Annotated in this window: 21 protein-coding genes; 9 read left to right on the forward strand and 12 right to left on the reverse strand. The window is 62.2% G+C overall.

The genetic code is table 11. From position 1 onward, the window contains the following. Positions 1-237: 237 nt before the first annotated feature. The 3 genes from BM235_RS14170 to BM235_RS14180 all read right to left on the reverse strand — a co-directional run bounded on the left by BM235_RS14170 (position 238) and on the right by BM235_RS14180 (position 3,088). Positions 238-1,032, reverse strand: coding sequence for an alpha/beta hydrolase (locus tag BM235_RS14170; RefSeq protein WP_090114221.1), 795 nt, complete (start codon positions 1,030-1,032; stop codon positions 238-240). An 86-nt stretch (positions 1,033-1,118) separates the two neighbouring features. After that, on the reverse strand, positions 1,119-2,150 hold the full coding sequence (locus tag BM235_RS14175; RefSeq protein WP_090114222.1) for a Gfo/Idh/MocA family protein: 1,032 nt from the start codon (positions 2,148-2,150) through the stop codon (positions 1,119-1,121). A gap of 17 nt (positions 2,151-2,167) precedes the next feature. Further along, positions 2,168-3,088 carry a sugar phosphate isomerase/epimerase family protein gene (locus tag BM235_RS14180; RefSeq protein WP_090114224.1) on the reverse strand — a complete coding sequence of 307 codons (921 nt, stop codon included), beginning with the start codon at positions 3,086-3,088 and terminating at the stop codon, positions 2,168-2,170. Between the two features lie 132 nt (positions 3,089-3,220). Here BM235_RS14180 and BM235_RS14185 point away from each other — a divergent pair, with 132 nt between their 5' ends. Then, entirely contained in the window at positions 3,221-4,111 is an 891-nt protein-coding gene (locus BM235_RS14185; RefSeq protein WP_158543852.1) for an AraC family transcriptional regulator, read from the forward strand. 10 nt (positions 4,112-4,121) lie between these two features. On the opposite strand, the gene BM235_RS14190 is transcribed toward BM235_RS14185, so the two are convergent. After that, positions 4,122-4,658, reverse strand: a complete 537-nt coding sequence (locus BM235_RS14190; protein WP_090114228.1) for a hypothetical protein — start codon at positions 4,656-4,658, stop codon at positions 4,122-4,124. 220 nt (positions 4,659-4,878) lie between these two features. Between BM235_RS14190 and BM235_RS14195 the strand changes: the two genes are divergently transcribed. Both BM235_RS14195 and BM235_RS14200 read left to right on the forward strand, forming a co-directional pair. Next, on the forward strand, positions 4,879-5,568 hold the full coding sequence (locus BM235_RS14195) for a response regulator (RefSeq protein WP_090114231.1): 690 nt from the start codon (positions 4,879-4,881) through the stop codon (positions 5,566-5,568). Further along, positions 5,549-6,961, forward strand: a complete 1,413-nt coding sequence (locus BM235_RS14200) for a sensor histidine kinase (RefSeq protein ID WP_090114233.1) — start codon at positions 5,549-5,551, stop codon at positions 6,959-6,961. Before BM235_RS14195 ends, BM235_RS14200 begins: the two co-directional genes overlap by 20 nt. A 21-nt stretch (positions 6,962-6,982) precedes the next feature. Here the strand turns inward: BM235_RS14200 and BM235_RS14205 are convergent, their stop codons facing one another. Beyond that, complete coding sequence (locus tag BM235_RS14205) at positions 6,983-7,501, reverse strand: spermidine/spermine N(1)-acetyltransferase (RefSeq protein WP_090114236.1); 519 nt, start codon at positions 7,499-7,501, stop codon at positions 6,983-6,985. A gap of 21 nt (positions 7,502-7,522) precedes the next feature. Continuing rightward, positions 7,523-7,975, reverse strand: a complete 453-nt coding sequence (locus BM235_RS14210) for a MarR family winged helix-turn-helix transcriptional regulator (protein ID WP_090114238.1) — start codon at positions 7,973-7,975, stop codon at positions 7,523-7,525. Positions 7,976-8,150: 175 nt separating this feature from the next. Between BM235_RS14210 and BM235_RS14215 the strand changes: the two genes are divergently transcribed. Further along, on the forward strand, positions 8,151-8,969 hold the full coding sequence (locus BM235_RS14215; protein WP_090114241.1) for a hypothetical protein: 819 nt from the start codon (positions 8,151-8,153) through the stop codon (positions 8,967-8,969). 57 nt (positions 8,970-9,026) lie between these two features. Here BM235_RS14215 and BM235_RS14220 read toward each other — a convergent pair whose 3' ends face one another. Both BM235_RS14220 and BM235_RS14225 read right to left on the reverse strand, forming a co-directional pair. Further along, on the reverse strand, positions 9,027-10,532 hold the full coding sequence (locus BM235_RS14220; RefSeq protein ID WP_090114243.1) for an alpha-glucosidase/alpha-galactosidase: 1,506 nt from the start codon (positions 10,530-10,532) through the stop codon (positions 9,027-9,029). A gap of 129 nt (positions 10,533-10,661) precedes the next feature. Continuing rightward, entirely contained in the window at positions 10,662-11,567 is a 906-nt protein-coding gene (locus BM235_RS14225; RefSeq protein ID WP_090114245.1) for an AraC family transcriptional regulator, read from the reverse strand. Between the two features lie 117 nt (positions 11,568-11,684). Here BM235_RS14225 and BM235_RS14230 point away from each other — a divergent pair, with 117 nt between their 5' ends. The 3 genes from BM235_RS14230 to BM235_RS14240 all read left to right on the forward strand — a co-directional run bounded on the left by BM235_RS14230 (position 11,685) and on the right by BM235_RS14240 (position 13,978). Further along, positions 11,685-12,596 (forward strand): hypothetical protein, encoded by a 912-nt coding sequence (locus BM235_RS14230; protein WP_090114248.1) that lies wholly within the window; start codon positions 11,685-11,687, stop codon positions 12,594-12,596. Between the two features lie 371 nt (positions 12,597-12,967). Next, positions 12,968-13,180 (forward strand): hypothetical protein, encoded by a 213-nt coding sequence (locus BM235_RS14235; protein WP_090114249.1) that lies wholly within the window; start codon positions 12,968-12,970, stop codon positions 13,178-13,180. Between the two features lie 114 nt (positions 13,181-13,294). Beyond that, on the forward strand, positions 13,295-13,978 hold the full coding sequence (locus BM235_RS14240) for a M50 family metallopeptidase (protein ID WP_090114251.1): 684 nt from the start codon (positions 13,295-13,297) through the stop codon (positions 13,976-13,978). A 26-nt stretch (positions 13,979-14,004) separates the two neighbouring features. Here the strand turns inward: BM235_RS14240 and BM235_RS14245 are convergent, their stop codons facing one another. From BM235_RS14245 to BM235_RS14255, 3 genes are all read right to left on the reverse strand, one after another. Beyond that, entirely contained in the window at positions 14,005-14,694 is a 690-nt protein-coding gene (locus tag BM235_RS14245; RefSeq protein WP_090114253.1) for an AIM24 family protein, read from the reverse strand. A gap of 3 nt (positions 14,695-14,697) precedes the next feature. Continuing rightward, the gene (locus BM235_RS14250) at positions 14,698-15,201 is read right to left on the reverse strand and encodes a phage tail tape measure protein (RefSeq protein WP_090114255.1); all 504 of its coding nucleotides are present in this window, start codon (positions 15,199-15,201) and stop codon (positions 14,698-14,700) included. 81 nt (positions 15,202-15,282) lie between these two features. Then, entirely contained in the window at positions 15,283-16,848 is a 1,566-nt protein-coding gene (locus tag BM235_RS14255) for an NAD(P)H-hydrate dehydratase (RefSeq protein ID WP_090114257.1), read from the reverse strand. A gap of 133 nt (positions 16,849-16,981) precedes the next feature. Here BM235_RS14255 and BM235_RS14260 point away from each other — a divergent pair, with 133 nt between their 5' ends. Both BM235_RS14260 and BM235_RS14265 read left to right on the forward strand, forming a co-directional pair. Beyond that, positions 16,982-17,587, forward strand: coding sequence for a biliverdin-producing heme oxygenase (locus BM235_RS14260; RefSeq protein WP_090114259.1), 606 nt, complete (start codon positions 16,982-16,984; stop codon positions 17,585-17,587). A gap of 23 nt (positions 17,588-17,610) precedes the next feature. Further along, positions 17,611-20,172, forward strand: coding sequence for a diguanylate cyclase domain-containing protein (locus BM235_RS14265; RefSeq protein WP_090114261.1), 2,562 nt, complete (start codon positions 17,611-17,613; stop codon positions 20,170-20,172). 86 nt (positions 20,173-20,258) lie between these two features. Here BM235_RS14265 and BM235_RS14270 read toward each other — a convergent pair whose 3' ends face one another. Further along, positions 20,259-21,080: an SPL family radical SAM protein gene (locus BM235_RS14270; protein WP_255374377.1), complete on the reverse strand. Its 822-nt coding sequence runs from the start codon at positions 21,078-21,080 to the stop codon at positions 20,259-20,261. Positions 21,081-21,135: the final 55 nt, after the last annotated feature.

Below are 21,135 nucleotides of genomic sequence, written 5' to 3' on the forward strand. Positions count from 1 at the left end.
TACACGTTCTCGACAGGTGGCGCTGTACAGCACCTCTTCGCCTCGGGCGCGCCACAGTCACGACAGGTAACGCTGTACAGCGCCTCTTCACATCGAATCGCGCCATAGTTATGACAGCTAACGCTGTACAACGCCGCTTCGCTTCGGACCTGCGACCATACGCCTGTCTTCCCCGAAAACAGCAAAACGGGATGAAGCGGGTCGTTATCCCACTTCATCCCGTTAACGTTAACCTCTTCAGACGTTTCGTCCCTGCAACGGCAGCCATGCCAGCACGCGCTGGATATGCGTATCCCAGTACCCCCAATTATGATCGCCGGGACCCTCCTCGTAGTCGAGCGCGATGCCGAGCGAACGAACATGGTCGCGGAACCGAACGTTTTGCGCGTACAGAAAGTCCTCCGTGCCGCAACACTGGTACAGTTTAGGCAGCGAGACGCCGGCGGCGGCCGCGCGCTCCGCGAGCGCGAACAGGTCGTCGTCGGAGCCGGCGGCCTCCTCCTTGCTTCCGAAGATCCACTTGTATTCCTTATTGGCAAGCGGGCTCCCCTCATGATCGAAGGCAAGGATGTCCATGGCGCCCGACAGGCTCGCCACGGCCGCGAACTTTTCCGGCGCGCGCAGCCCGAGCTTCATCGCCCCGTAGCCGCCCATCGACAGGCCCGCGGCGAAGCTGTCTTCCCGCTTGCCAGAGATCGGGAACAGCGACTGCGCGACATGCGGCAGCTCTTCGCTGACGAACGTCCAGTAATCGAGCCCGCTTTTCATATTCGTATAAAAGCTTCTGTGCACCTCCGGCATGACGACGGCGATGCCGTACTCGGCCGCATAGCGCTCCACGGACGTGCGACGCAGCCAGATCGAGTGGTCGTCGGACAGGCCGTGCAGCAAGTACAACACCGGATACTTGTCCCCTGTCGGCGCGCCGCCCGCTTCGACGCCGATCCCGTAGCTCCGTTCCGGAATAACGACGTTCATGCTTACGGACAAACCGAGCGTTTGCGCGAAAAAACCGCATTGAATGAGTGCCATCGAAACTCTCGCCTCCTGCGTATATCAACCTCTACCCTTTACATAGTAGAAGATCGCCGTCCGCGCCGCAAGGAGGGGGACCCTGCTTAATAGTAACCTCTCAGATCGACCTTCACGCCCGTCCGCGCGCTGTCGATCGCGCCGAGCACCATGGCCATGCTTTTCACGTTGTCCCGGCAATCGGTCTCCGCCCGCCGTCCCTCCGCGAGGGAGGCGAACATCTCGTCGAGACAGCCGTGATGCCCGGACCGTCCCTGCCATTCGAACGCCGCTTCGACCCGCTCGTAGCCCCGGATGAACTTGCCCTCCTGATCGCCGCCCGCCACGACCTCCGCATAAGGAGCGCCGGCGCCGTCCCAAATCGCCGTCCCTCGCTCCCCGCTCACGCGCCATTGGGATTCCCACGAGGTCTGGGCGCCCTCCGCGCACCATGAACCCCTGTAGCAGAACACCGAGCCGTCCGACATCTCGAACACGCAGATCGCCGAGGCGTTGCCCGCATACCAGGAGCCCGGCGGGTTGAATTCGTGGCAATAGACCGACACCGGATCCGCGCCGGTGATGAACCGGGCCTGGTCGAACGTATGGATCGCCATGTCCAAAATAAGCGGGCTGTCCATCGCGTCGCGGAAGCCGCCGAAGTGCGCGCCGATAAAGAAGTCCGCGCCGACGTAGCCCGTCTTGCCGATCGCGCCGCCTTGCACGAGTCCGCGCAGCGCGCGGATATTCGCGTCGTAGCGACGGTTCTGCATGACCGCGTAGGACCCGCCCGTCCGGTCCGCGATGCCGATCAGCTCGCGCGCGGCTTCCATCGTCTCGGCCATCGGTTTTTCGCCGAACACGTTCGCGCCGGCATTCAGCGCCGTGCTGCACACCGCGAAGTGGCTCGCGGGGATCGTCACGTCGAATACGAGGTTCGCGCCCGTCTCCGCCAATGCCTGCGCCAGATCCGTATAGATGCCGCAGGTCAATTCGTACTTATCCGCCATCGCCTGCGCGAATTCCGCCTTGATGTCCACGAGCCCGACGATCTCCGCGTCCTCGCGCGCCAGCGCGTATTCCACCCAAGTCCGTGCCATGCCGCCGCAGCCGGCGACCACGATTCGATATGCGCTCATTTTCGTTCCACGCTCCCTTATACCGGATTCGGCACGAAGTCGCCGCCGCGGCTCCGTTTCAAATAGTTCAACGCATGCACTTGCCCCGTCATCTCCAGCTCGTCCTTGTACACCGGATCGTGCCAGCCTTCGATATCGATCGTCCCTTGGTAGCCGGACTGCCGAAGGATCGTGATGACGTCCGACCAGTTCGTGTCGCCGAAGCCCGGCGTACGGTGCCACACGAACGGCTTCGGTCCGTGAATGCCGTGCTCGCGTACGACGTCCCAGGCGATCGTCGCGTCTTTGCCGTGGACGTGGAAAACGCGGTCCGCCCACTTCCGCAGCTGCGGAATCGGATCGATCAGACTGACCATCTGATGCGTGGGCTCCCATTCGAGCCCGATATTGTCCATCGGCACGCTGTCGAACATCATCTCCCAGGCCGTCGGATTGTGCGCGATGTTCCAGTCGCCCGACCGCCAGTCGCCGCCCATGTCGCAGTTCTCGAACGCGAGGCGCACGCCCCGGTCCGCGGCGCGGCGCGCCAGCTCGCCGAACACCTCGGCGAACTTCGGGATCGACGCGTCGATCGGCTCGTCCACGAGTCTGCCCGTGAAGCCGGATACGATGTTCGCGCCGAATAAATGCGCATGGTCGATGAGCCGCTCCCAGCTCGCCAGCGTGTCCGCGTTGTCTCCGTGGCCGGTCAGCGGATTGCCGAATACGCTTACAGCAGAGACGACGATGTCCCGGTCTCCGATCGCTTCGCGCACCCGCTTGGCCGTCTCCGCCAGATCGGCGCCGCCGGTCGTCTGCCAATACGTCAAGTTAAACGATTCAAAGCCGTAAGGCGCGATCTGCGGGATGACCCGCGCCGCGTCGCCGCCGCCGACCAAGGTACCGATGCGGATGCCCGTATGCTTGCCTATCGCTGCGCCGCCCTGTTGTCCGCTCATTGAATCCACTCCGATCCTAAGCTATATTGAATGAACTAGGTCGATTATAGCCTTATGCTTGCGCTCGTTCTCTATACAATCTTGCGTTTATATAGCCCAATCTTGGGCATCTCGGAGGGAGGCCGGCGCTTCATGCATCCGCCGGAATTAAGAGAGGATACTTACCTGAGCGACGGCGCCTATCCCGTCAATCTGTTCCGCAACCACTGCCCGCCGGGCGCCGTCGGCCGCAGCGCGCTCTATTTGCATTGGCACGACCATTTCGAATGGATCTATACGGTGTCGGGACGCGCGATCTTCCATATCGACAGCCAGCCGAACGAGACTGCGCCGGGCGATCTATTGCTGGTGCCGTCGGGCGGCCTTCACGTCGGGTACGCGCTGACGGAGGAGCCGGTCGAATATTGGTCGCTCGTCTTCAATCGCTCGCTGCTCCAAGGGCTCCCGGTCGATCCGCTGCACGACCGCTATTTGGCCGCATTCGCGGAAGGCAGCCAGCGGCTTCCGGTCAAGTTCGCGGCGGACGAAGCCCAATATGAACCGATACGTCGCGGTATCCTGGAGATCGGGGAGGAGTTCGCGGGCAAAAAACGCGCCTACGAACTGGTGGTCAAAGCGAAGCTGTACCAGATTTTCGCGTTGGCGGCGCGCCTGTGCATGCCCGAACGGGACGGCGAGCAGGCGGACCGGACCGGCCGGCGGATGGACCGCTTCAAGTCGCTCATTTTGCATATCGAGGCGCATTATGCGGACAAGCTGACGATCGAGGATGCCGCGAAGCTCGTCAGCCTCAATCCCTATCATTTTTGCAAAGTGTTCAAAAACGCGACCGGTCGCACCTTCGTTGAATTCGTCAACCAGCACCGGATGAACGTGGCCGACCGTCTGCTGCGGGAAGGAGAGCTCACGGTGACGGAGATCGCCGAACGGGTCGGCATCGACAATCCGAACTATTTTACGAAACTGTTCAAGCAAATCAAAGGCATGACGCCCTCGGGGGCCAAAAAAAGAGGCGGCGGTTAGGCGACCGCGCCTAGCGTCCGCCGTCCAACACGCGCTTCAGCGCTTCGACCGCCTGCTCCGCGCGCCGGTTCAAAGCCCGCTTGTCCTTCAGCCCGTGCGACGCCAAGTCGTGTCCGCCGTCCAGGATCAGCGGCTTCGCGACGATGTCGTCCAGCAGTACCTTGGTCGTTCGCACCGATTCGTGCAGCGCCGCTTCAGGCAGGACGTCCCGCAGCGCGCTCAGCATCGCGACCGTTTTTTCCGCGTACATCAGCTTGACGATACTGTCCGCGCTCATCAGATGCCTGGCCGCGAATTTGACCGTCCGCTCGAGGGCCCGCGCGTCCTTGCGCTCCCTAGCGATCTCCTCCAGCCGACCCGCAGCGTCCCACCCTCTAATGGACAGTTCGCCCGCCAAGCCTTCGATCAGCTCCTCGAGCCACCGCGCTTCCTCTTCGGGGGACGCGCCGAAGGCTTTGTACGCCTCGTATTCGCCCGCCCGGTACATCCGGATCGTACTGCCTCCGAACGACATGAAGAGCTCCTTCGCATCCCGCCCTTCGTTCATGGCAATCCCCCCTTTACCTGTCACTCGCGCTATTCATCATACCATGACGGCCGGCGAAGGACCGCAGCGGAGACTCCCTTTGACTTCTTCCCGACATCTTGCGGCCTTAAAATATGGGATGCCGCGCATCTCGCGCAGCCGCCCGGCGCTCCCGGGTGCTATAATTTGGACATTGCGTACCGGAAGCGATACAAACCGCCGGTATATCGGAGGAAGCCGCATGGGACCGATCATGATCGTAGAAGACGAAGACGCCATCGCGCGCGTGCTCGCCGCGTACGTACGCAAGGCCGGCTACGAGAGTCTGGTTTGCAACGACGGCTCGCAGGCGCTGGCGTCGTTCGACGAGGCGAAGCCCGGGCTCGTCCTGCTGGACGTCATGCTGCCGGGCACGGACGGCTGGGAGGTGTTGCGGGGAATTCGCGCAAAAGGGTCCTGCCCGGTCATCATGCTCACCGCGCGCGGAGAAGTCGGCGACCGCATTCGGGGACTGAACGGAGGCGCGGACGACTATATCGCCAAGCCGTTCGAACCGGAAGAGGTCGTCGCCCGGATTCAAGCCGTGCTGCGGCGGCCCGCCCAATCGCTCGTCGGCCGGGACCAGATCGTCTTCGGCAGCCTGCGGATCGACAGGCAGTCGCGCGGCGTCTATTTGAACGGCGCCCTCCTGTCCGTCACGCCCCGCGACCTGTCCCTGCTGCTGTTCCTGGCGGAGCACCCGAACCGGATCTTCGAACGGGAGCAGTTGATCGAGAAGGTATGGGGCATCGACTACGAAGGCAGCGACCGGGCCGTCGACCTGTCGGTCAAGCGGCTCCGCAGCTTGCTCCTTCATTGGCCCGCGGAAGAAGGCGAGATTCGTACGCTCAGGGGAACGGGGTATCAGCTGCATGCCAATACAAACCGCTAGCCGGCAAACGCTGCTGAGCCGATGGACGTACCGCTACGCGCTCACGCTGCTCGTCGGCCTGCTCGCGATCGGCGCGGCCGCCGCGTTGTGGATCCGCTCGGATACGGTCCACGAGCGCAAGGAAGCGCTGAAGCGGTTCGCCGTCGCGGCGGCCGACCGCGTGTCGGGAGACGACGGCGCCGTCCGCATCCCGGACGGCTTGTACGAATGGATCGACGGCACGCAGCGCGAATACCGCCTGCCCGGACAGTTCGCGCTTGCGGTATACGACGCGGACGGGAAGCTAGTCTTCTATAAGGCCGGGCCCGACAAATCGGGGGTCGGCGCGGCGCCCGCGCCCGTCGCGCCGACGCCTCCCGACCGGCTGCAAGCTTCGAGGCAAGGCGACGCGTACGTGCTCGGCGCGCCCGTCGGACGCGGAAAAGCCGCCGGGGCGCTGATCCTATCATACAGTTACGCCGAGCTCGCCCGCGTCGGGCAAAACTACGCGCTGATGAGCGCTTTGCTACTCTCCGCAGGTTTACTCGGCTGGACGATTATCTTCATGCTGTCCCGCCACCTGCGAAAGCCGATCTACCGTCTGCGCGACGCCCTGCGGCAGATGGAAGCCGGCGATTACCGCATCGACGTCCCTGCGGACATCAAGGAAAAGGAGCTTCACGAGCTCCTCGTCTCCTTCGGCGCGATGGCCGCCCGCCTGGGGCGGCTCGAGGCGCTGCGCACGGAGCTGCTCGCAGGCGTCACCCACGAGCTCAAGACGCCGGTCGCTTCGATCCGCGGGCTCGTCAGCGCCGTGAGGGACGAGGTCGTGACCGGCGAGGAAGCGGCGGAATTCCTCGATATCTCGCTGTCGCAAACCCGCAAGCTGGAGGTCATGATCGCGGACCTGCTTGAATTCAACGCCTTTGCCTCCGGCAGCGTCGCCGTCCGGTCCGAGCCGATCGATCTGGGCAAGCTGCTCGGCGAGGTCGTCTACCAATGGAGCCTGCCGGATTGGAACGCGGGGCTTAGTCTCGCCGCGGAGCTGCCGCGCGAGCCCGCCATGATCGACGGCGACGCGGGACGCGTCCAACAGATCGTCGTCAATCTGCTCAACAACGCCTGCCAAGCGATGGGCGGCAGCGGCAGCATCAAGCTCTCGCTGGCCGCGCATGCCGGGCGGATGTACGAGGTCGTCGTGGAGGACGACGGTCCCGGCATTCCCGAAGAGGAACAAGAGCGCATTTTCGAGCGGTATTACAGAGGCGCGGGCAAAAAGCTGTCCGTCGGCGGACTGGGGCTCGGACTGACCTACAGCCGAATGCTGGCGGTCGCCATGGGCGGCAGCCTCGCGCTGCTGCGGAGCTCCCCGCAAGGCACCGCGTTCCGGCTCCTGCTGCCCAAGCGGCCATGAACCGGAGTGCTGCGCCCCGTTTTACGGAAGCGTCCGGGTCATGATGAGATCGGTTTGCTCTTCATCGCCCAACCGGAAGACGTGCGTTCCCGTTTGAACGAACGCCATTTTTCGATAAAAGGCGATCGCGCCTTCGTTTTTCTCCCATACGCCTAACCAAACCTTCTTTTTATGCCGATCCGACGCGACTTCGATCGCTTTGTTCATCAGATATTGGCCCAGCCCGCGCTTATGGAACCTTTTTCGGATATAAATCCGCTCGATCTCTAGCGAGTCCTTTCCCATTGGCTCTGTCTGCGCGTCATCGGCGTTTACCTTTAAATACCCGGCGGCTTCGCCGTCAACCTCGACAACATAAAAATCGGACATGGGATTCGACAGCTCTCTTTCGAGTCGATCCGGCTTGAACGCTTCTTCCAGGTAGGCTTCAATGCTTTCCGGCGAGTTCTGATCGTAAAAAGTCTCGTAAAACGTTTCTTTGCTTATCTCTTGAAGCAGCGTCAGATCCTCGTGCGCGCACTTTTTGAGTCGGATCGTCATTCTCGTTTATCGCCCTTTCGATCAATAAATTCGCTTGTTTCCCTTCTTAACGGACTCCCAGTCCTTTTCGACGTTTTTCCTGACTCGCTGCAGCAAGCTATAAACGGCGTCTTTTTCGGCTTCTGAAAATCCGGACAAGGCGACCTGATTAGAATGATCGTTTTCCCGTTTGATGAACGGGTAGACGTTTCGGCCTTTCTCCGTTGGAAACAGTTTTTTGATTTTCAGATTATCCGGGTCGTCCTTCTTTTCAATAAAGCCGTTCATCTCAAGCTTCATGATCGCGCGGGCGGCCGTCGTTCGGTCGACCTTGATCATTTCGGCCAGCTTTTCTTGAATCATGCCCGGATTTTCGCATATTCGCACCAGGTACAAGTACTGTCCCTTGGTAAGCTCGAATGCCTTGAATTCAATATTGCTGATCGAATCCAATGCCCTGGCGATCATTCCGATTTCGCGCAAAACTTCCTTCATGCCCACAACCCCGCCGATTCTGCAGTTTCAAAAGCGATAGCAAAAATGTATCTCACTTTTGTTGTATTTGCAACAAAATAACGACAAACGGCTTCGCTCCAACATTTGCCTGACTTATTCCGGGATTATATTGATCTCAAGCCCTACACCCCCATATCCGAGAGGAGCACGACCTATGAAAACGAAGACGAAAGCAAAGCCGAAGACGAAAAAAATGGCAGCAGCCTTGATCGCCGCGGCAGTCCTTACCCTCTGCGCCGCTCAAATCGCGATGGCCTGCGCGGACGCGGGCGGCGGCGCCGAGCCGCCAGCCGCCGGGCAGACGGCTGCTCAGCAGACGTCCGCCCAGCACACAACAGGCGGCGGACAAGCGAAGCCGGCAACCGGCAAGAAAGCGGCTCCGGGCGCGGGACAAAAGCCGAAAAATCCGGCTTCCGGCAGCGTCGCATCGGGCGAGAGCCCCCAAGCCTCGACCTTGCCCGCCGCAGCCGTCGTCGATGCCCAAGACTACTCGGTCACGATCTCCGGCGGCTACGGGACCGATCCTTTGGATCATGGCCGGCCGGTCGCGCTTATCGCGGCCGCGCTCGGGGTGCCCGCCGAGATTTTCCGCGAAGCCTTCAGCGGCGTGAAGCCGGCCGGCGCGGACAGCGGCGGGCCGACGGCGGAGGAAGCGCAGGCGAACAAAGCCGCCCTGATGAAGGTGCTGGCGCCCTACGGGATTACCAACGACAGGCTGGACGAGGTGTCCAATTATTACCGCTACAATGGCAGCAAAGGCGAGGTATGGAAAAGAACGCCGGCAGCGGCGACCGCGATCGTCGAAAACGGCGTGCTGAAAGGCGTCAAAATAACGAACGCCGGCGCCGGCTATTCGTCCGCGCCGACCGTTATCGTGACAAGTCCCGGCGGCAAGGTCGCGGCCAAGGCCGAAATCGTTTTTTCGAAGGATTTCAAGACCAACGGCAGCATTGGAGCGATCACGCTCCCTTGAACGTGTATGGCTCGAAAAGCAACAAGCCGGCTCTCCCGAGGGAGCCGGCCTGTTCGTTTAGTGCGAAGAAGCGCGTTCCTTGCCTTTGTCCGCTTCGCCCGCGTTCTTGTTGGCGGCTTCGCGGTCCTGCTGCATTTCTTCGACGGACTTCACGTGCAGGCGCGCCGCGCCCCGGTAGCCCTCGCGCGTCGGCAGCAGGTCGCCCGACGCCATGCGCGCCTTGGCTTCCGCAATGGATGTGCCGTACTGGGGCAGCCACTGCTCCTGGGCGACCAGCATCTCGTCGACCATCTGCCAGATCTCCTTCGGATTGCAGACGGCGCCGACGAGAGGATCCATCATGAACGCCTGGCGCAGCAGCTTGTCGTCGCCGTGCACCGCGGCCTCGACGGCAAGGCGCTGCACGGAGATGCTGACGTTGCAGACGGCGGCCGGCCCGAGCGGCAGGTCGCCGATGCGCGGCATCGAGACGCCGTTGCGGTCGACGTAGCCGGGCGCCTCGATGACCGCGTCTGCGGGCAGATTGGCGATGACGCCGTCGTTGATCACGTTGAAGTGGCCGCGATAGACGCGCCCGGTCTCCAGGCCCTCGATGATGTACGAGCCGTGCTCGTGGCTGCGCTCGCCCGCCTCGTACTTCAGCGCCGGGTCCTTCATCCAGTTCGGGAAGTCGGTCTCGAACCAGTTGCGGCCTTCAGTGCAGACGCGCAGGTAACCGCCCGTCTCCCCGTTGATCCAGCTGCCGAGGTCGATCCAGTCGTTGATCTCGTCCGGACGCTTGCGGTACCAGGGCACGTATTCGCTAAGGTGACCGTTCGACTCCGTGCTGTAGTAGCCGAAGCGGCGCAGCATGTCGATGCGCACTTTTTCCGTGCGGCTGAAGTCTTCATGCGCTTCGAAGGCCGCAAGCAGCTTGCCGGTCAGGTCTTCTCCATTGTGCTTGATCTGGATGTACCAGGTCTGATGGTTGATGCCCGCGCAGACGATATCGACCTCCTCCGTCTCGAGGCCGAACGCTTGCGCGATCTGCCAGTGGCCGCCCTGCACGCCGTGGCACAGGCCGATCGTCCGCACGCCGCCGTACTTGTTGCAAGCCCAGGTCAGCATGGCCATCGGGTTGGCGTAGTTCAGCAGCGTCACGTCCGGAGCCGCGACCTCGCGGATATCCTTGCAGATGTCCAGCATCGCGGCAATGCCGCGCTGGCCGTACATGATGCCGCCCGCGCAGAGCGTGTCGCCGACGCACTGGTCGACGCCGTATTTCAGCGGGATGTCTACGTCGGTCGCGAACGCCTCAAGCCCGCCGACGCGAATGGTGCAGATGACGTACTTCGCGTCCTTCAACGCTTCCCTGCGATCGGTCGTCGCGGAGATCTTGATGGCGAGCCCGTTTTCCTCGATATCCCGCTGACATAGCTGCGTGACCATCTCCAGGTTGTGCGGGTTGATATCCGTAAACGCAACCTCGATGTTCGCGAACTCCGGCACGCTCAGCAAGTCGCGGAGCAAGCCCCGTGTGAATCCGATGCTTCCCGCGCCGATAAACGTAATCTTGAACGACATGGACCGATCAGCCTCCTTCTTGATATTCGCCTTTGCTTGATCGCAAGCTTTCCTACAGTCATTGTAACGACTTGAAGGGAGGAAGCGTTATCAGAATTGCAGCCGATTCCCGGTTCCGATTGTCTAAAATTACAGCTTTTCGTTGATGTTCCACCGGTGGCGTTCTTGCGCGGAGCGATATTCGACCGGCGTCATGCCGGCGTGCTTTTTGAACAACGCGTGAAAATAAGAGCGGCCGGCTACCCCCACGTATTCGCAAATGTCCGCGATCGGAATGTCGGTATGCGACAGCAGCATCTTGGCCCGCTCCATCCGGTGAGCCGTGAGATAGGCCGTGACTGGCTGACCGACCTGACGCTTGAACAGGCGCTGCAAGTAGCTCGGATGCAGGTTCGCCGCGCCGGCGATATCCCGTAGCATAATGTCGCGGTCGTAGTTTTCCTGCATGTAGGCGATCGCCTGCTTCACGTATTGGTCCGCCTGCGGGAGTCCCGCCAGGCGGCTCTCCGCGAGCAGCCTGGCGATTCGGAAGAGTACTTGGGCCATGAGCAGCTGGGCCAGCGCGCCGCCGTCCCCGCCCTGCAGATCGAGCTCCAGCACGAGGCTCTTCAGCGCATGGAGCACCTCGTCGGGATCGGTGAGCGTCACGCTGGGGCCGGGCGAACGAAGCAGCGCGTCCAGCGCCGCGTCTTCCTCGGCGAGTCGTCGCAGCGGCGGCACCACGCCGTCGACAACCGACAGATCGAACTCCACGTTCAGCATCCGGCAGGCGCGATCGACCTGAAGACGGTGCCGAATGTTCGCGTTGAGTACGATGAAGTCGCCCTTGCGAAGCGGATGAACCGACTCTCTGCCTTGCCCGCCGTCGATCGCGACCAGGCATTCGCCCGTCATCACGTACATGATCTCGGTCGAATCGTGGGTGTGGTGGTCCATGCGATAGACCGTCCACTCTTTGAAGTAATAGGCATGGACGCGCGGGCGGCAATCGCCGCTTTTCCACGCCTCATGGAACAATCCCTTATGCGCTCCCATCCTTGCGCCCTCCCGTCTTGCCCATCTTATCGCATCGGGGGCGCGAAGTGGAAGCCGCGCCCGGAATCGCGTATACTGGAAATAACGCATTCATCGACAGAAGGTGACTTTCTATTCATGGAAGAAAAGAATGACCTGATCAAGCTGAAGCAAGCCTATGCCGAGCTCGGACTGCCCGAGGACGCGGACCGGGAAGCGCTCGACAACCGGTACTACGTGCTCACGCGCAGGGCGCGCACCCAGAAGATGCGCGAGCACGGCGAAGCCCCGGCCGGCGAGCGCGTCGACGAGGACAAGGTTAACGCCGCCTACCGGTTCATCAAGGACTACGAGGAAGCGCAGGCCAAGGACGCTTACGCCCGCGAGACTTACGGCAGCGATCCGAAGAAGGCGGCCCGCGCCGTAAAGCGCGCCCACTTTTTCCACTATTACAAGTTTCATATTTTAGGCGCGATCGTGCTTCTCATCGCCATCGGCTACGGCATCAAGAGCTACGTCGATCACCGGCACGAGCAGGCTGAGCTCGCCAAGCTCCCGCCGGTCGATGTCTCGGTCATGTTTTTCGGCAATTATTTGTACGGAGACGGCATCAATCCCGACATGACGAACGTCGAGGCGGACATTCTGAAGCAGTTCCCCGACTGGAAGCGCGTCGTCGCGTCGCTCACGTACGTGCCTGCCGAGACCCGCAGCGAACAGGACATGGCGCTCTTGCAGAAGAGCATGCTCGTCCTCATGACGGACAAATCGGACCTGTATATCATGGACAAGATCAACTTCGAAAAGCTGGCGCCCCAAGAGGGACTTTTGCCGCTTGACGGGGACGATTTTCCCGCGAGCGTCCAGGTCAAGTCCAAGACGGATGCGGATACGGCCGAACGCGTCTACGGCGTGGATCTAAGCGGCTCGTCCCTCATGAAGGCGCTCGGACTCCAGGGAACCACCGAATTTATCGCCGGCATCCGCGGCAACGCCAAGCACCCGGACCAAGCCAAAGCCTTTATGCGGCATTATCTGGGCGGTTCCTGACCGCCCTCCGAATCCCATTCGCCCGAAGCCCGTCCGCGCGATTTGCGCCGGCGGGCTTTTCCATTCCCTGGTTTGATCTTCGATAGGCCCGGGTAAAAAGACTTACATTCCACTACGGGAAACTGGAGGCGATCCATATGTTCGTTCACGGCAAGTGCATCGGCCGGACGTTGTATGTGAAAACCCGCTCCGGACGCTGGGTTCATCTAAAGACGCTAAGGCAAGTATGATCCCCGATTCATACGGTTTCGCTTGAATGGCCGCTTCGAAGCAGGAAGCGGCTTTTTGATTTTGCTTTTTTTGCGGATCGGCGATTCGCCGCAGGCGTTTGCCGGGTATAAGCTTTATATCAACGACATCGGAGGTACGACATGTCTTCCACTTTTTTGTTCATGCTGTGTTTAGTCGATGTCGTCGCCGCATCCGTCCTGCTGGCCACCGGCGTTAGTCCGGGAGTCGGCGTCACGATGCTGGTGGCGGGCTGCATCGTCTCTCTCGTCGGCGTGTTTACGATCGTACAAGCCGCGGCTCCCGCGCAGCGCGCCGAACGCCCGACTTATAGCCGCAAGAGCCTGACGCGCTGACGCCTTTCATCCTTAGCAACCTCGCGCACCCGGACCGGGTGCGTTTTTTTGTTGGCCGTACCCGCTCTTCTTTTCGTATAATACGAGTAAATAAGGCTACCACGGAGGACCTCGATGGGAAAATGGTTCATGACCCTCTTATATTTGGCGGTATCGGTCTTCCTGACCCGGCTGATTCCGTTTTCTTCTTTTTTCCGCAACCTGGATACGATGATGCACGAATTCAGCCATGCGCTGACCGCGCTGCTGCTCTCCGGCCAGGTACTCGGCATCGAGCTCCACTCGGATCACAGCGGCGTCACCTATACGAGGCTCGCTTCGTCATGGTCGTCGCTCCCGGTGTCCATGTCCGGCTACATCGGCGCTTCGCTGTTCTCCCTGCTTCTGTTCGCGCTGCACCGCCGGCAGGCGCAGCGGCTCGGGTTAGCGCTTATCGTCGCGGTCGCGGCCCTCATGCTCATTCTTTTCGTACACGGCGGATTCGGCATGGCATGGCTCGCCGTCTTCATCGCATTGACCGGGACGATGCTATTCCTTGGACCCAAGATTCGCAGCTTTTATTATTTGCTGCTCGCCTTCCTGACGCTCGAAGAATCCGCGCTCGGTCCGATCTCGCTGGCGCTTACCGCGCTCGGCAGTCCATCCAGCGCCGGCGACGCGACGAATCTGGCGAACGCGACGGGCGTGCCCGCCGTTTTTTGGGCGCTGTTGTTCGTCCTCGTCTCTCTCGCCTGCGCGACGCGTTCGCTGCAGCTGTTCCTGCGCGGGAGAAAAGAAGACAAGGCATACGGGCGCTAACCGCACGCCCCATGCCTTGTCCGTTCTCACTTGATATAGACGCTGCCGAACGGCAGCACCTCGCGCAGCAACCGCTTGAACCAGCCGTCACCGTGCAGCTGCCCGGCCAGCCCCGGATCCGGCGAACCGACCTGGATCAAGGCCGGTCCGCGCCCCGTCAGCTGCCACTGCACGTTCATATGCTGGCTCGCGAGCGTGTTGCCGTAGACGGACAGCCGAACGTCCGCCCGCTCCGGATAAGCGACGAGCGCGCCGGATTCCGCATATAACGGCACCTCCGGATTCAGCTCGACCGAGGCGAGATCCCCCGAAGCGAACACGCCCACGCGGCCGGGACCCGAGAAGCGCATGCGCACCCACTCTCTCGTGATCCAAGCCGTCTTGATCTTCTGGATGCGGCTCTGCATCCGAAGCCCCTCCGTGTAAAACAGCACATGGCGAAAGTTGAACATCAGGTCGCTGTCCTCCGGGATGTCGATCACGGTCAGGCTGCAGCCCGGGGGTAAGCCGAGGATGAGCTCGGCCGGTCCGGCCAAGCGCGAACGGACCCACTTGCGTTTGCGGTACGCGTTGGCCAGGTCCATGATGCGGTCCTCCCGCTGCGCGGGCCTGCCCTGAAAGGCGACGATGGCCTTGGGATGCAGGACATGCAGCGCCTCGCTCTCGTCCAATACGATGCGCACCTGTCCGAGTGGCGCCGGCGTCGTGATCTCCATCGGTCAGGTCCTCCAGCTGCCGCTGCGCTGCCGCCGCCAGACCGAATAGCGCCATAGGCGGATCGTCAGCAAATAGAGCAAACCGGCGCCCAGCACTGCAGCGACGCTATAGACGGTTTTGCGGGTCCATGCGGCGCGCGCCTTTTGCTTTTCGGTCATGGCGGCCAGCTGCTTGTTCAGCGTCTCGTTCTGCTCCGCCAGCGCTTTGTTGCGTTCGTTCAGCGCCTGGGTTTCCGCCAGATACTGTTCCGTCCGGCTCTGCATTTCTTCGGCGCGCCTGTTAAGCTCCTCCGTCTGCGCCTGCAGCTTCTCCTGGCTTTCAATGTATTGATCTCTCAGCTCGTCCACCTTTTCGGGCGTCTGATAGATATCCTTGAATCGGTCGTACATGGTGGCCGCGGCGGCCTCGGACGAAGCGTGCGCGAACAGGATAACGGCGCAAGCCGCGGTCAGAAGCAAGGCCCGTCTCCGTCCGGCTGCCGATGCGATCTTTCGAATGATGGTCATGGATCCGCTCCCCTCCGCTGCCGCGCAGCCCTATGATGTTCTATTCTAGCACGATTCGGCAGCAATCGCCCGAATCCGAGCCTATAGCGCCTCGATAATATCGCCGGCGATCAGAGAAGCGGCCTGCGGACGCGACGCGGACGCGCGGTCCCCCGCCAAGCCATGCCAATAGACGCCGTAAGCCGCGGCCTCAAGCGCGTTCAGGCCTTGTCCGAGCAGGCTGCCGACGATGCCGGCCAGCGCATCCCCCGCGCCCCCGGTCGCCATGCCGGGATTGCCGGTCGTATTGACGAACGCCCGCCCGTCCGGCGATGCGACGACCGTGCGGGCGCCCTTCAGCACGACGGTCACGCCGTGCTTCTCGGCATAGTCGCGCGCGAGACCGATCCGGTCACGCTGCGCTTCAGGCACGGTCAAGCCCGCGAGCCGCGCCATCTCGCCCGGATGGGGCGTGATGACCGTCGGCGCCTCGCGCCGCGGCCATGCGCCTGGCTGCGCGCCGGCGTCCGCGATCATGTTGAGCGCGTCGGCGTCGACAAGGACAGGCGCAGCCACGCGTTCCAGCAGGCTGCGCAGCCATGCGCCGTCGCCGTCCCAACGTCCCATGCCGGGGCCGACGACGAGCGCAGCCGCGCCTTCGGCCGCTTCGGCCAGCCGCTCGGGCTTCACCTGCCGCCATTCTCCGGCGCCCTCGTCCGGCACGGCCCGCAGCATGATCTCGGGCGCGAAGCCCCGCAGTCCCGGCGCCAATGCCGCCGGCTGCGCCCAGCTGACCAGCCCGCTGCCGGCGCGCAAGGCGGCGCGGGCGCACAGCAGGCCCGCGCCGCTCATGAGCGCGGAGCCCGCCGCGACCAGCACGTGGCCGTACGTGCCCTTGTGCGAGTCCTCATTCCGCGGCAGCGGGAACGATAGCCCCAACTTCGCCTGCAGCGATTCGGCGTTCAATAGATACGTATGGACGCCGGCCCGCTCGGCCGCGTCGGCGGGAATGCCGATCGGCCTGACGACGACCTCGCCGGCATACCCGGCGCCGGGATGCTGATGGAGGCCCCGCTTCGCATAGGCCAGCGCCACCGTCGCCTCCGCGCGCATGCACGCCTTCGCGACCGCCCCCGTATCCGCGTCCAATCCGCTCGGGATATCGACCGCGACGACCGGCAGCCCGCTGCGGACGGCCGCGTCGATCAACGCTGCATAGGGCGCGCGCGGTTCTCCCGTGCTCCCGGTGCCGAGCAGGGCGTCGATCAAGCCGTCGAATCCGGCGAACCAACCGGCGTTTGCCGCATCTGCGCCAGTATGGGGCTGCGTATATACGCGCGCCGGAATGCCTAGCCGGCTCGCGATGTCGCGCTGCAGCGCAGCGGCGCCCTGCATCCGCTCCGGAGGCTCGGCGTACAGCACCTCTACGCGGAAGCCCATGTCCCTAAGGTGTCGCGCGCAGACAAGCCCGTCCCCGCCGTTGTTGCCTTTACCCGCGAGGATCAGCCAGCCGAAGCCGGCGCCTCTGCCGGCCGCTTCGGCATAACGCCTTGCCTCTTCCGCTACCGCTCGTCCCGCGTTCTCCATCAGCGCTTCCTGCGGAATGCCGATCTCCTCGATCGCGCGCGCGTCGATCGCCCGCATTTCTCCGGAAGTCACGAGCTCCATCCGCATCGCCTCCTCCTTATATAGAATTATTAAACATTTTTAACTTGCCAAACGCTGTAAATTTCCTCCGTTTGTCGCTTATTGCAGTATTAATTTGTTACTATTAAAGGAGGATGGGAGGAGATCGTTACCGATGTCCGAAATATTGACACAGCTAAAAGAACGAACCGCGCCGCAGCACCGCCGCGCGGAACAGAACAAATATGCCGCCGCGATGCTGGACCGCACGATGACGCTGGAACAATACGCCGAGTACCTGGCTTTATTTTACGGCTACATCCTCCCTCTCGAACGCGCATTCGAAGCAAGACCGGAGTGGGACGAGCTTCGGTTCGATATCGGAGCCCGTACGAAGCATCGCTTGATCGAAGCGGACTTGCATGCTCTCGGATGGGACGCAAGCGCGGTCGCCGACCTGCCGCTCTGCCCATCGCTGCCCGACCTGTCGTCGTTCCCCCGCATTCTCGGAAGCATGTACGTGCTCGAAGGATCTACGCTGGGCGGCCAGATGCAGACGAAGCTGTTAATGAAGGACCTGCCGGTCTCGCCGGATACGAACGCCCGCTACTTCAACAGCTACGGAACGGACGTCCGCGAGCGCTGGGCCGAATTCCGCGAGCTGCTGTCCGAGCAGGCGCGCACCGGAGGGGATGAACGCGAGATGCTCGCGGCTGCCGGCGAGACGTTCGACCGCTTGCGCGAATGGATCGAAGCGCCGAACGGGACGGTATCCCGATAATATTCGAAAAAGGCTGGTGTATAATGACCGATGATTACGACCACGACTTCCAAAGCGAACTGAACCGCTCGCTGCTGACCGAAGGCGACTTTACGGAGGAGCCGATCGACCTGACCAACTGCGAAAAAGAACCGATTCACATTCCAGGCATGATTCAGCCTCACGGCGCGCTGCTCGCAGCCGCGAACGACGAGGCGCGTACGGTCGTGCAGTGCAGCCGCAATACCGACCTGCTGCTTGGCGCGACTGCGGAGTCGCTGCTCGGACAGCCGCTGTCCGCCGTTATCGGCGAACGGGCGCTCGCGTTTATCGAGGAGTCGCTTGCCCGTCCGGCCGCCGGAGACATGCAGCATTTTCTGGAGATGAAGATCGATCTGCCGGGCGGACCGGCGGAGTTCTTCGCGATCTTCCATGTGAGCGACGACCTCTTGATCGTCGAGCTCGAGCGCCCCGCGGACGGCGATGCGCCAGCCGTGGACGACTTCGAATGGGTGCAGGCGTTTTTCACGCGCATCAAGCGCACGCATAGCCGGGCTGGAGCCAGCCAGGTAGCCGCGGAGCTCGTCAAGGACATCCTCGGCTACGATCGCGTGATGGTATACGAGTTCGACGCGGACTGGAACGGCAAAGTCATTGCCGAAGCGAAAAACAGCGCGATGGAACCCTTCCTCGGGCATCACTACCCCGCTTCCGACATTCCGAAGCAAGCCAGAGCGCTCTACTTGCGCAATTGGGTACGTACGATCGTCGATATGGACTACGAGCCCGTGCCGGTCGTCCCGGCTTTTCAACCCTCCGGCAAGCCGTTGAACCTGAGCCTCTCCGTCCTGCGCAGCGTCTCCCCCATGCATATCGAGTATATGAGAAACATGGGCGTGGGCGCCACCATGACGATCTCGCTTATCCACGGGGGCGAGCTTTGGGGCATGATTGCCTGCCACCACGATACGCCCAAATACGTGCCGCACCGGCAGCGCAATCTTTGCAATTTCCTCGGCTCGTTTTTCTCCAGCGAGCTTCACCAACGCCAGCGGTTGGACGACTATCAGGGCGAGCTTCGCCTCAAATCGCTGGCACAGCGCCTGGCTCGCGTATTCGGCGCGCCGGGCACGCCCGAACAGCTGAAGGAAAAGCTGCGAGCGGATGAAGACGCGCTCCTGTCCGTGATGAACGCCTCGGGCGCCGCCGTGCAGTTCAAGGGACGCCTCCTGCTGTTCGGCAGCACGCCGGGCGCCGCCGAGATCGTCAAGCTGGCGGTTTGGCTAAGTCAACAGGCTGAGGATTATGCATATCATACGAACCGGCTTGCCTCGGTTTACCCGCAGGCCGCCGCGTATCCGGACAAGGCGGCAGGCGTCGTGTTCCTCTCGCTTTCCTCGGATTATCGCGACCATATTCTGTGGTTCAGGCCCGAGGTCGTGCAGACGGTAACCTGGGCGGGCGATCCGGCCAAGGCCGTCGTACGGAGCGGCGAGGGCTACCGGATCTCTCCGCGCAAATCGTTCGCAGCGTGGCAGGAGGTCGTCACGAACACCTCGCTTCCCTGGGAGCCGAAGGAGCTTCATACGCTGTCCGACCTGAAGTCGATCGCGCTGAAGCAGACCGAAGAGGACCTGAGGCTGGCCGAGGAAAAGTCGATTTTGTACGCGCGCATGCTGAAGGAGAACGAGTCGCGCTACTTGCAGCTGATGGAGTATTCGGCCGTCGCTTTCGTCACGCTGACCGAAGGCCGGATCGTATTCGCGAACCTCGAGGCCGCTCGCCTGCTGCGCGTCTCGCAAGCTGCCGATCTGATCGGCCGCGAGCTCGCCGACTGGATCGATCCGTCGTCCGAGACCGAGCTTGCCGATATGCTGAGCCGCATCGTGGCGGCCGCGACGCAGCTCCGGTCTTGCCGGCTCCGGATGATGTCCGATTCCGATGCGAAGGACGCGCCTGTCGAGCTGGAAATGACGCTTGCCCATGTCGTCTACGGCGGCAAACCGTCGATCATGGCGATCGCCCGGGAAGCGGTAGCGGATGCCGGCGAGGAAAATCTGTTCACGGAAGTGACGCGGGAGCTGTCACGCTATATTCATACGGACAGCCTGACCGAGCTGCCGAACAGGCGCTGCTTCGATGAAAATCTGACCAAAGATTGGCTGCAATGCGCGGATAACGACAAGGCGATGGCCATCGTCATGCTGGATCTCGATAATTTCCGGTCGTACAACGCCATGTTCGGCTATCAAGGCGCCGACAATTGCTTGCGTTGGGTCGCCGAATCGCTGAGCGCGGTCGGGAATCTGCGACAAGCTGTCATTTCCCGGTACGGCGGCGCTTCGTTCGTGCTGACGATGGCGGAAGAGCCTACGTCCGAAGGCCTCGCTCGCGTCGACAGACTGGCCGACCAGCTCCGGCAGACGGTCATCTCGTTGCAAATCCCGCATCCGCAGCCGGGCGTCGGCGAATATCTGACGGCAAGCGTAGGCGTCGCCGTGGAGACCGACGTTCGCGAAGGGAACCCTTCGGACCTGGTCGCCCGCGCCGAGAAGGCGCTCGCGATCGCCAAAGCCGAAGGGAAAAACCGCGTCTTCGCATTGTGAACAAGAACGCGACAATCCCGGCTAACGATCAAGGCGCATGGACCGATCCGCGGGGAATCAAGGCGCGAAGCCGGATCTGCTAACGATTAAGGCGCGAAGCCGGATCTGCTGATCTTCAGCTCGTCTTCGCGATAGCACGCTCGAAGCCGTTCGTACACGGTTCGCCACGCATGCGGCGAATGCCACTCGGTCATGCCGAGCTGCGCGTACAGCGGCTCGAGCCCGAGTCTTCTCGTTCGGCGTCCGCCGCTGCCGTCTCCCATCTCGAAGTCGTCGACGACGACGCGGTCCGTCACCGGCCGCAGCAGAGCCGGCAAGCGCTCGCTGCTGGGCAGCACGGGCGCGACGGCCGCCTGGACGGGCACGCCGGCTTCCTTGAGCCGGGCGAGCGCCTTGAGCCGCGCGGCGATCGGCGGCGCGGCCGGGGAGAAGACGCGGCGAACCTCCTCCAGGTCGGTCTCGATCGTCATGCTCACCCGGACGCGAGGGCCCATTTGCAGCAGCAGGTCGATATCGCGCGTGACCAGCGGGCTTCGCGTCTGCACGAACAGGAAGTCCGGCGGCGCATCCGCCATTGCTTCGAGCAGCGAACGCGTGACTCGTTCCCGATGCTCCGCGGGCTGGTACGGATCCGTGCTGGAAGACATAAAGATTCGCACCGGCCCTTTGGCTGCAGCACGGACGAGTTCCCGTCGCAGCAGCTCGCCCGCTCCCTGCTTGACATCCACCCACGCTCCCCAGGCTTCTTCGCGAAACGCGGCCACCGGCATGCCCCTCACGTAGCAATAAGAGCAGCCAAAAGCGCAGCCGCCATACGGATTCAACGTATGCGTATAATCTTCAAGAAAGCCCAACGCTCGGTTAAGCAGCGACTTGGGCTTTTTGTACTGCAAGTTGGGCGGACTCACGACAGGCGTCACCTCGCTGGAAAGGATGTAAAAAGCGTTTGCCCTGGCTGGACGG

Origin of the sequence: Cohnella sp. OV330 (assembly GCF_900112065.1) — a bacterium.
GTDB lineage: Bacteria > Bacillota > Bacilli > Paenibacillales > Paenibacillaceae > Cohnella.

Bases quoted from the DNA above. Each gene is read 5' to 3' on its own strand.
- BM235_RS14205 (WP_090114236.1), bottom strand. From the start codon at position 7,501: ATGACGATCCGACTCAAAAAGTGCGCGCACGAGGATCTGACGCTGCTT.
- BM235_RS14190 (WP_090114228.1), bottom strand. From the start codon at position 4,658: ATGAACGAAGGGCGGGATGCGAAGGAGCTCTTCATGTCGTTCGGAGGC.
- BM235_RS14260 (WP_090114259.1), top strand. From the start codon at position 16,982: ATGTCCGAAATATTGACACAGCTAAAAGAACGAACCGCGCCGCAGCAC.
- BM235_RS14210 (WP_090114238.1), bottom strand. From the start codon at position 7,975: ATGAAGGAAGTTTTGCGCGAAATCGGAATGATCGCCAGGGCATTGGAT.
- BM235_RS14180 (WP_090114224.1), bottom strand. From the start codon at position 3,088: ATGAGCGGACAACAGGGCGGCGCAGCGATAGGCAAGCATACGGGCATC.
- BM235_RS14195 (WP_090114231.1), top strand. From the start codon at position 4,879: ATGGGACCGATCATGATCGTAGAAGACGAAGACGCCATCGCGCGCGTG.
- BM235_RS14175 (WP_090114222.1), bottom strand. From the start codon at position 2,150: ATGAGCGCATATCGAATCGTGGTCGCCGGCTGCGGCGGCATGGCACGG.
- BM235_RS14235 (WP_090114249.1), top strand. From the start codon at position 12,968: ATGTCTTCCACTTTTTTGTTCATGCTGTGTTTAGTCGATGTCGTCGCC.
- BM235_RS14215 (WP_090114241.1), top strand. From the start codon at position 8,151: ATGAAAACGAAGACGAAAGCAAAGCCGAAGACGAAAAAAATGGCAGCA.
- BM235_RS14225 (WP_090114245.1), bottom strand. From the start codon at position 11,567: ATGGGAGCGCATAAGGGATTGTTCCATGAGGCGTGGAAAAGCGGCGAT.
- BM235_RS14255 (WP_090114257.1), bottom strand. From the start codon at position 16,848: ATGGAGCTCGTGACTTCCGGAGAAATGCGGGCGATCGACGCGCGCGCG.
- BM235_RS14250 (WP_090114255.1), bottom strand. From the start codon at position 15,201: ATGACCATCATTCGAAAGATCGCATCGGCAGCCGGACGGAGACGGGCC.
- BM235_RS14170 (WP_090114221.1), bottom strand. From the start codon at position 1,032: ATGGCACTCATTCAATGCGGTTTTTTCGCGCAAACGCTCGGTTTGTCC.
- BM235_RS14245 (WP_090114253.1), bottom strand. From the start codon at position 14,694: ATGGAGATCACGACGCCGGCGCCACTCGGACAGGTGCGCATCGTATTG.
- BM235_RS14200 (WP_090114233.1), top strand. From the start codon at position 5,549: ATGCCAATACAAACCGCTAGCCGGCAAACGCTGCTGAGCCGATGGACG.
- BM235_RS14240 (WP_090114251.1), top strand. From the start codon at position 13,295: ATGGGAAAATGGTTCATGACCCTCTTATATTTGGCGGTATCGGTCTTC.
- BM235_RS14230 (WP_090114248.1), top strand. From the start codon at position 11,685: ATGGAAGAAAAGAATGACCTGATCAAGCTGAAGCAAGCCTATGCCGAG.
- BM235_RS14185 (WP_158543852.1), top strand. From the start codon at position 3,221: ATGCATCCGCCGGAATTAAGAGAGGATACTTACCTGAGCGACGGCGCC.
- BM235_RS14220 (WP_090114243.1), bottom strand. From the start codon at position 10,532: ATGTCGTTCAAGATTACGTTTATCGGCGCGGGAAGCATCGGATTCACA.
- BM235_RS14265 (WP_090114261.1), top strand. From the start codon at position 17,611: ATGACCGATGATTACGACCACGACTTCCAAAGCGAACTGAACCGCTCG.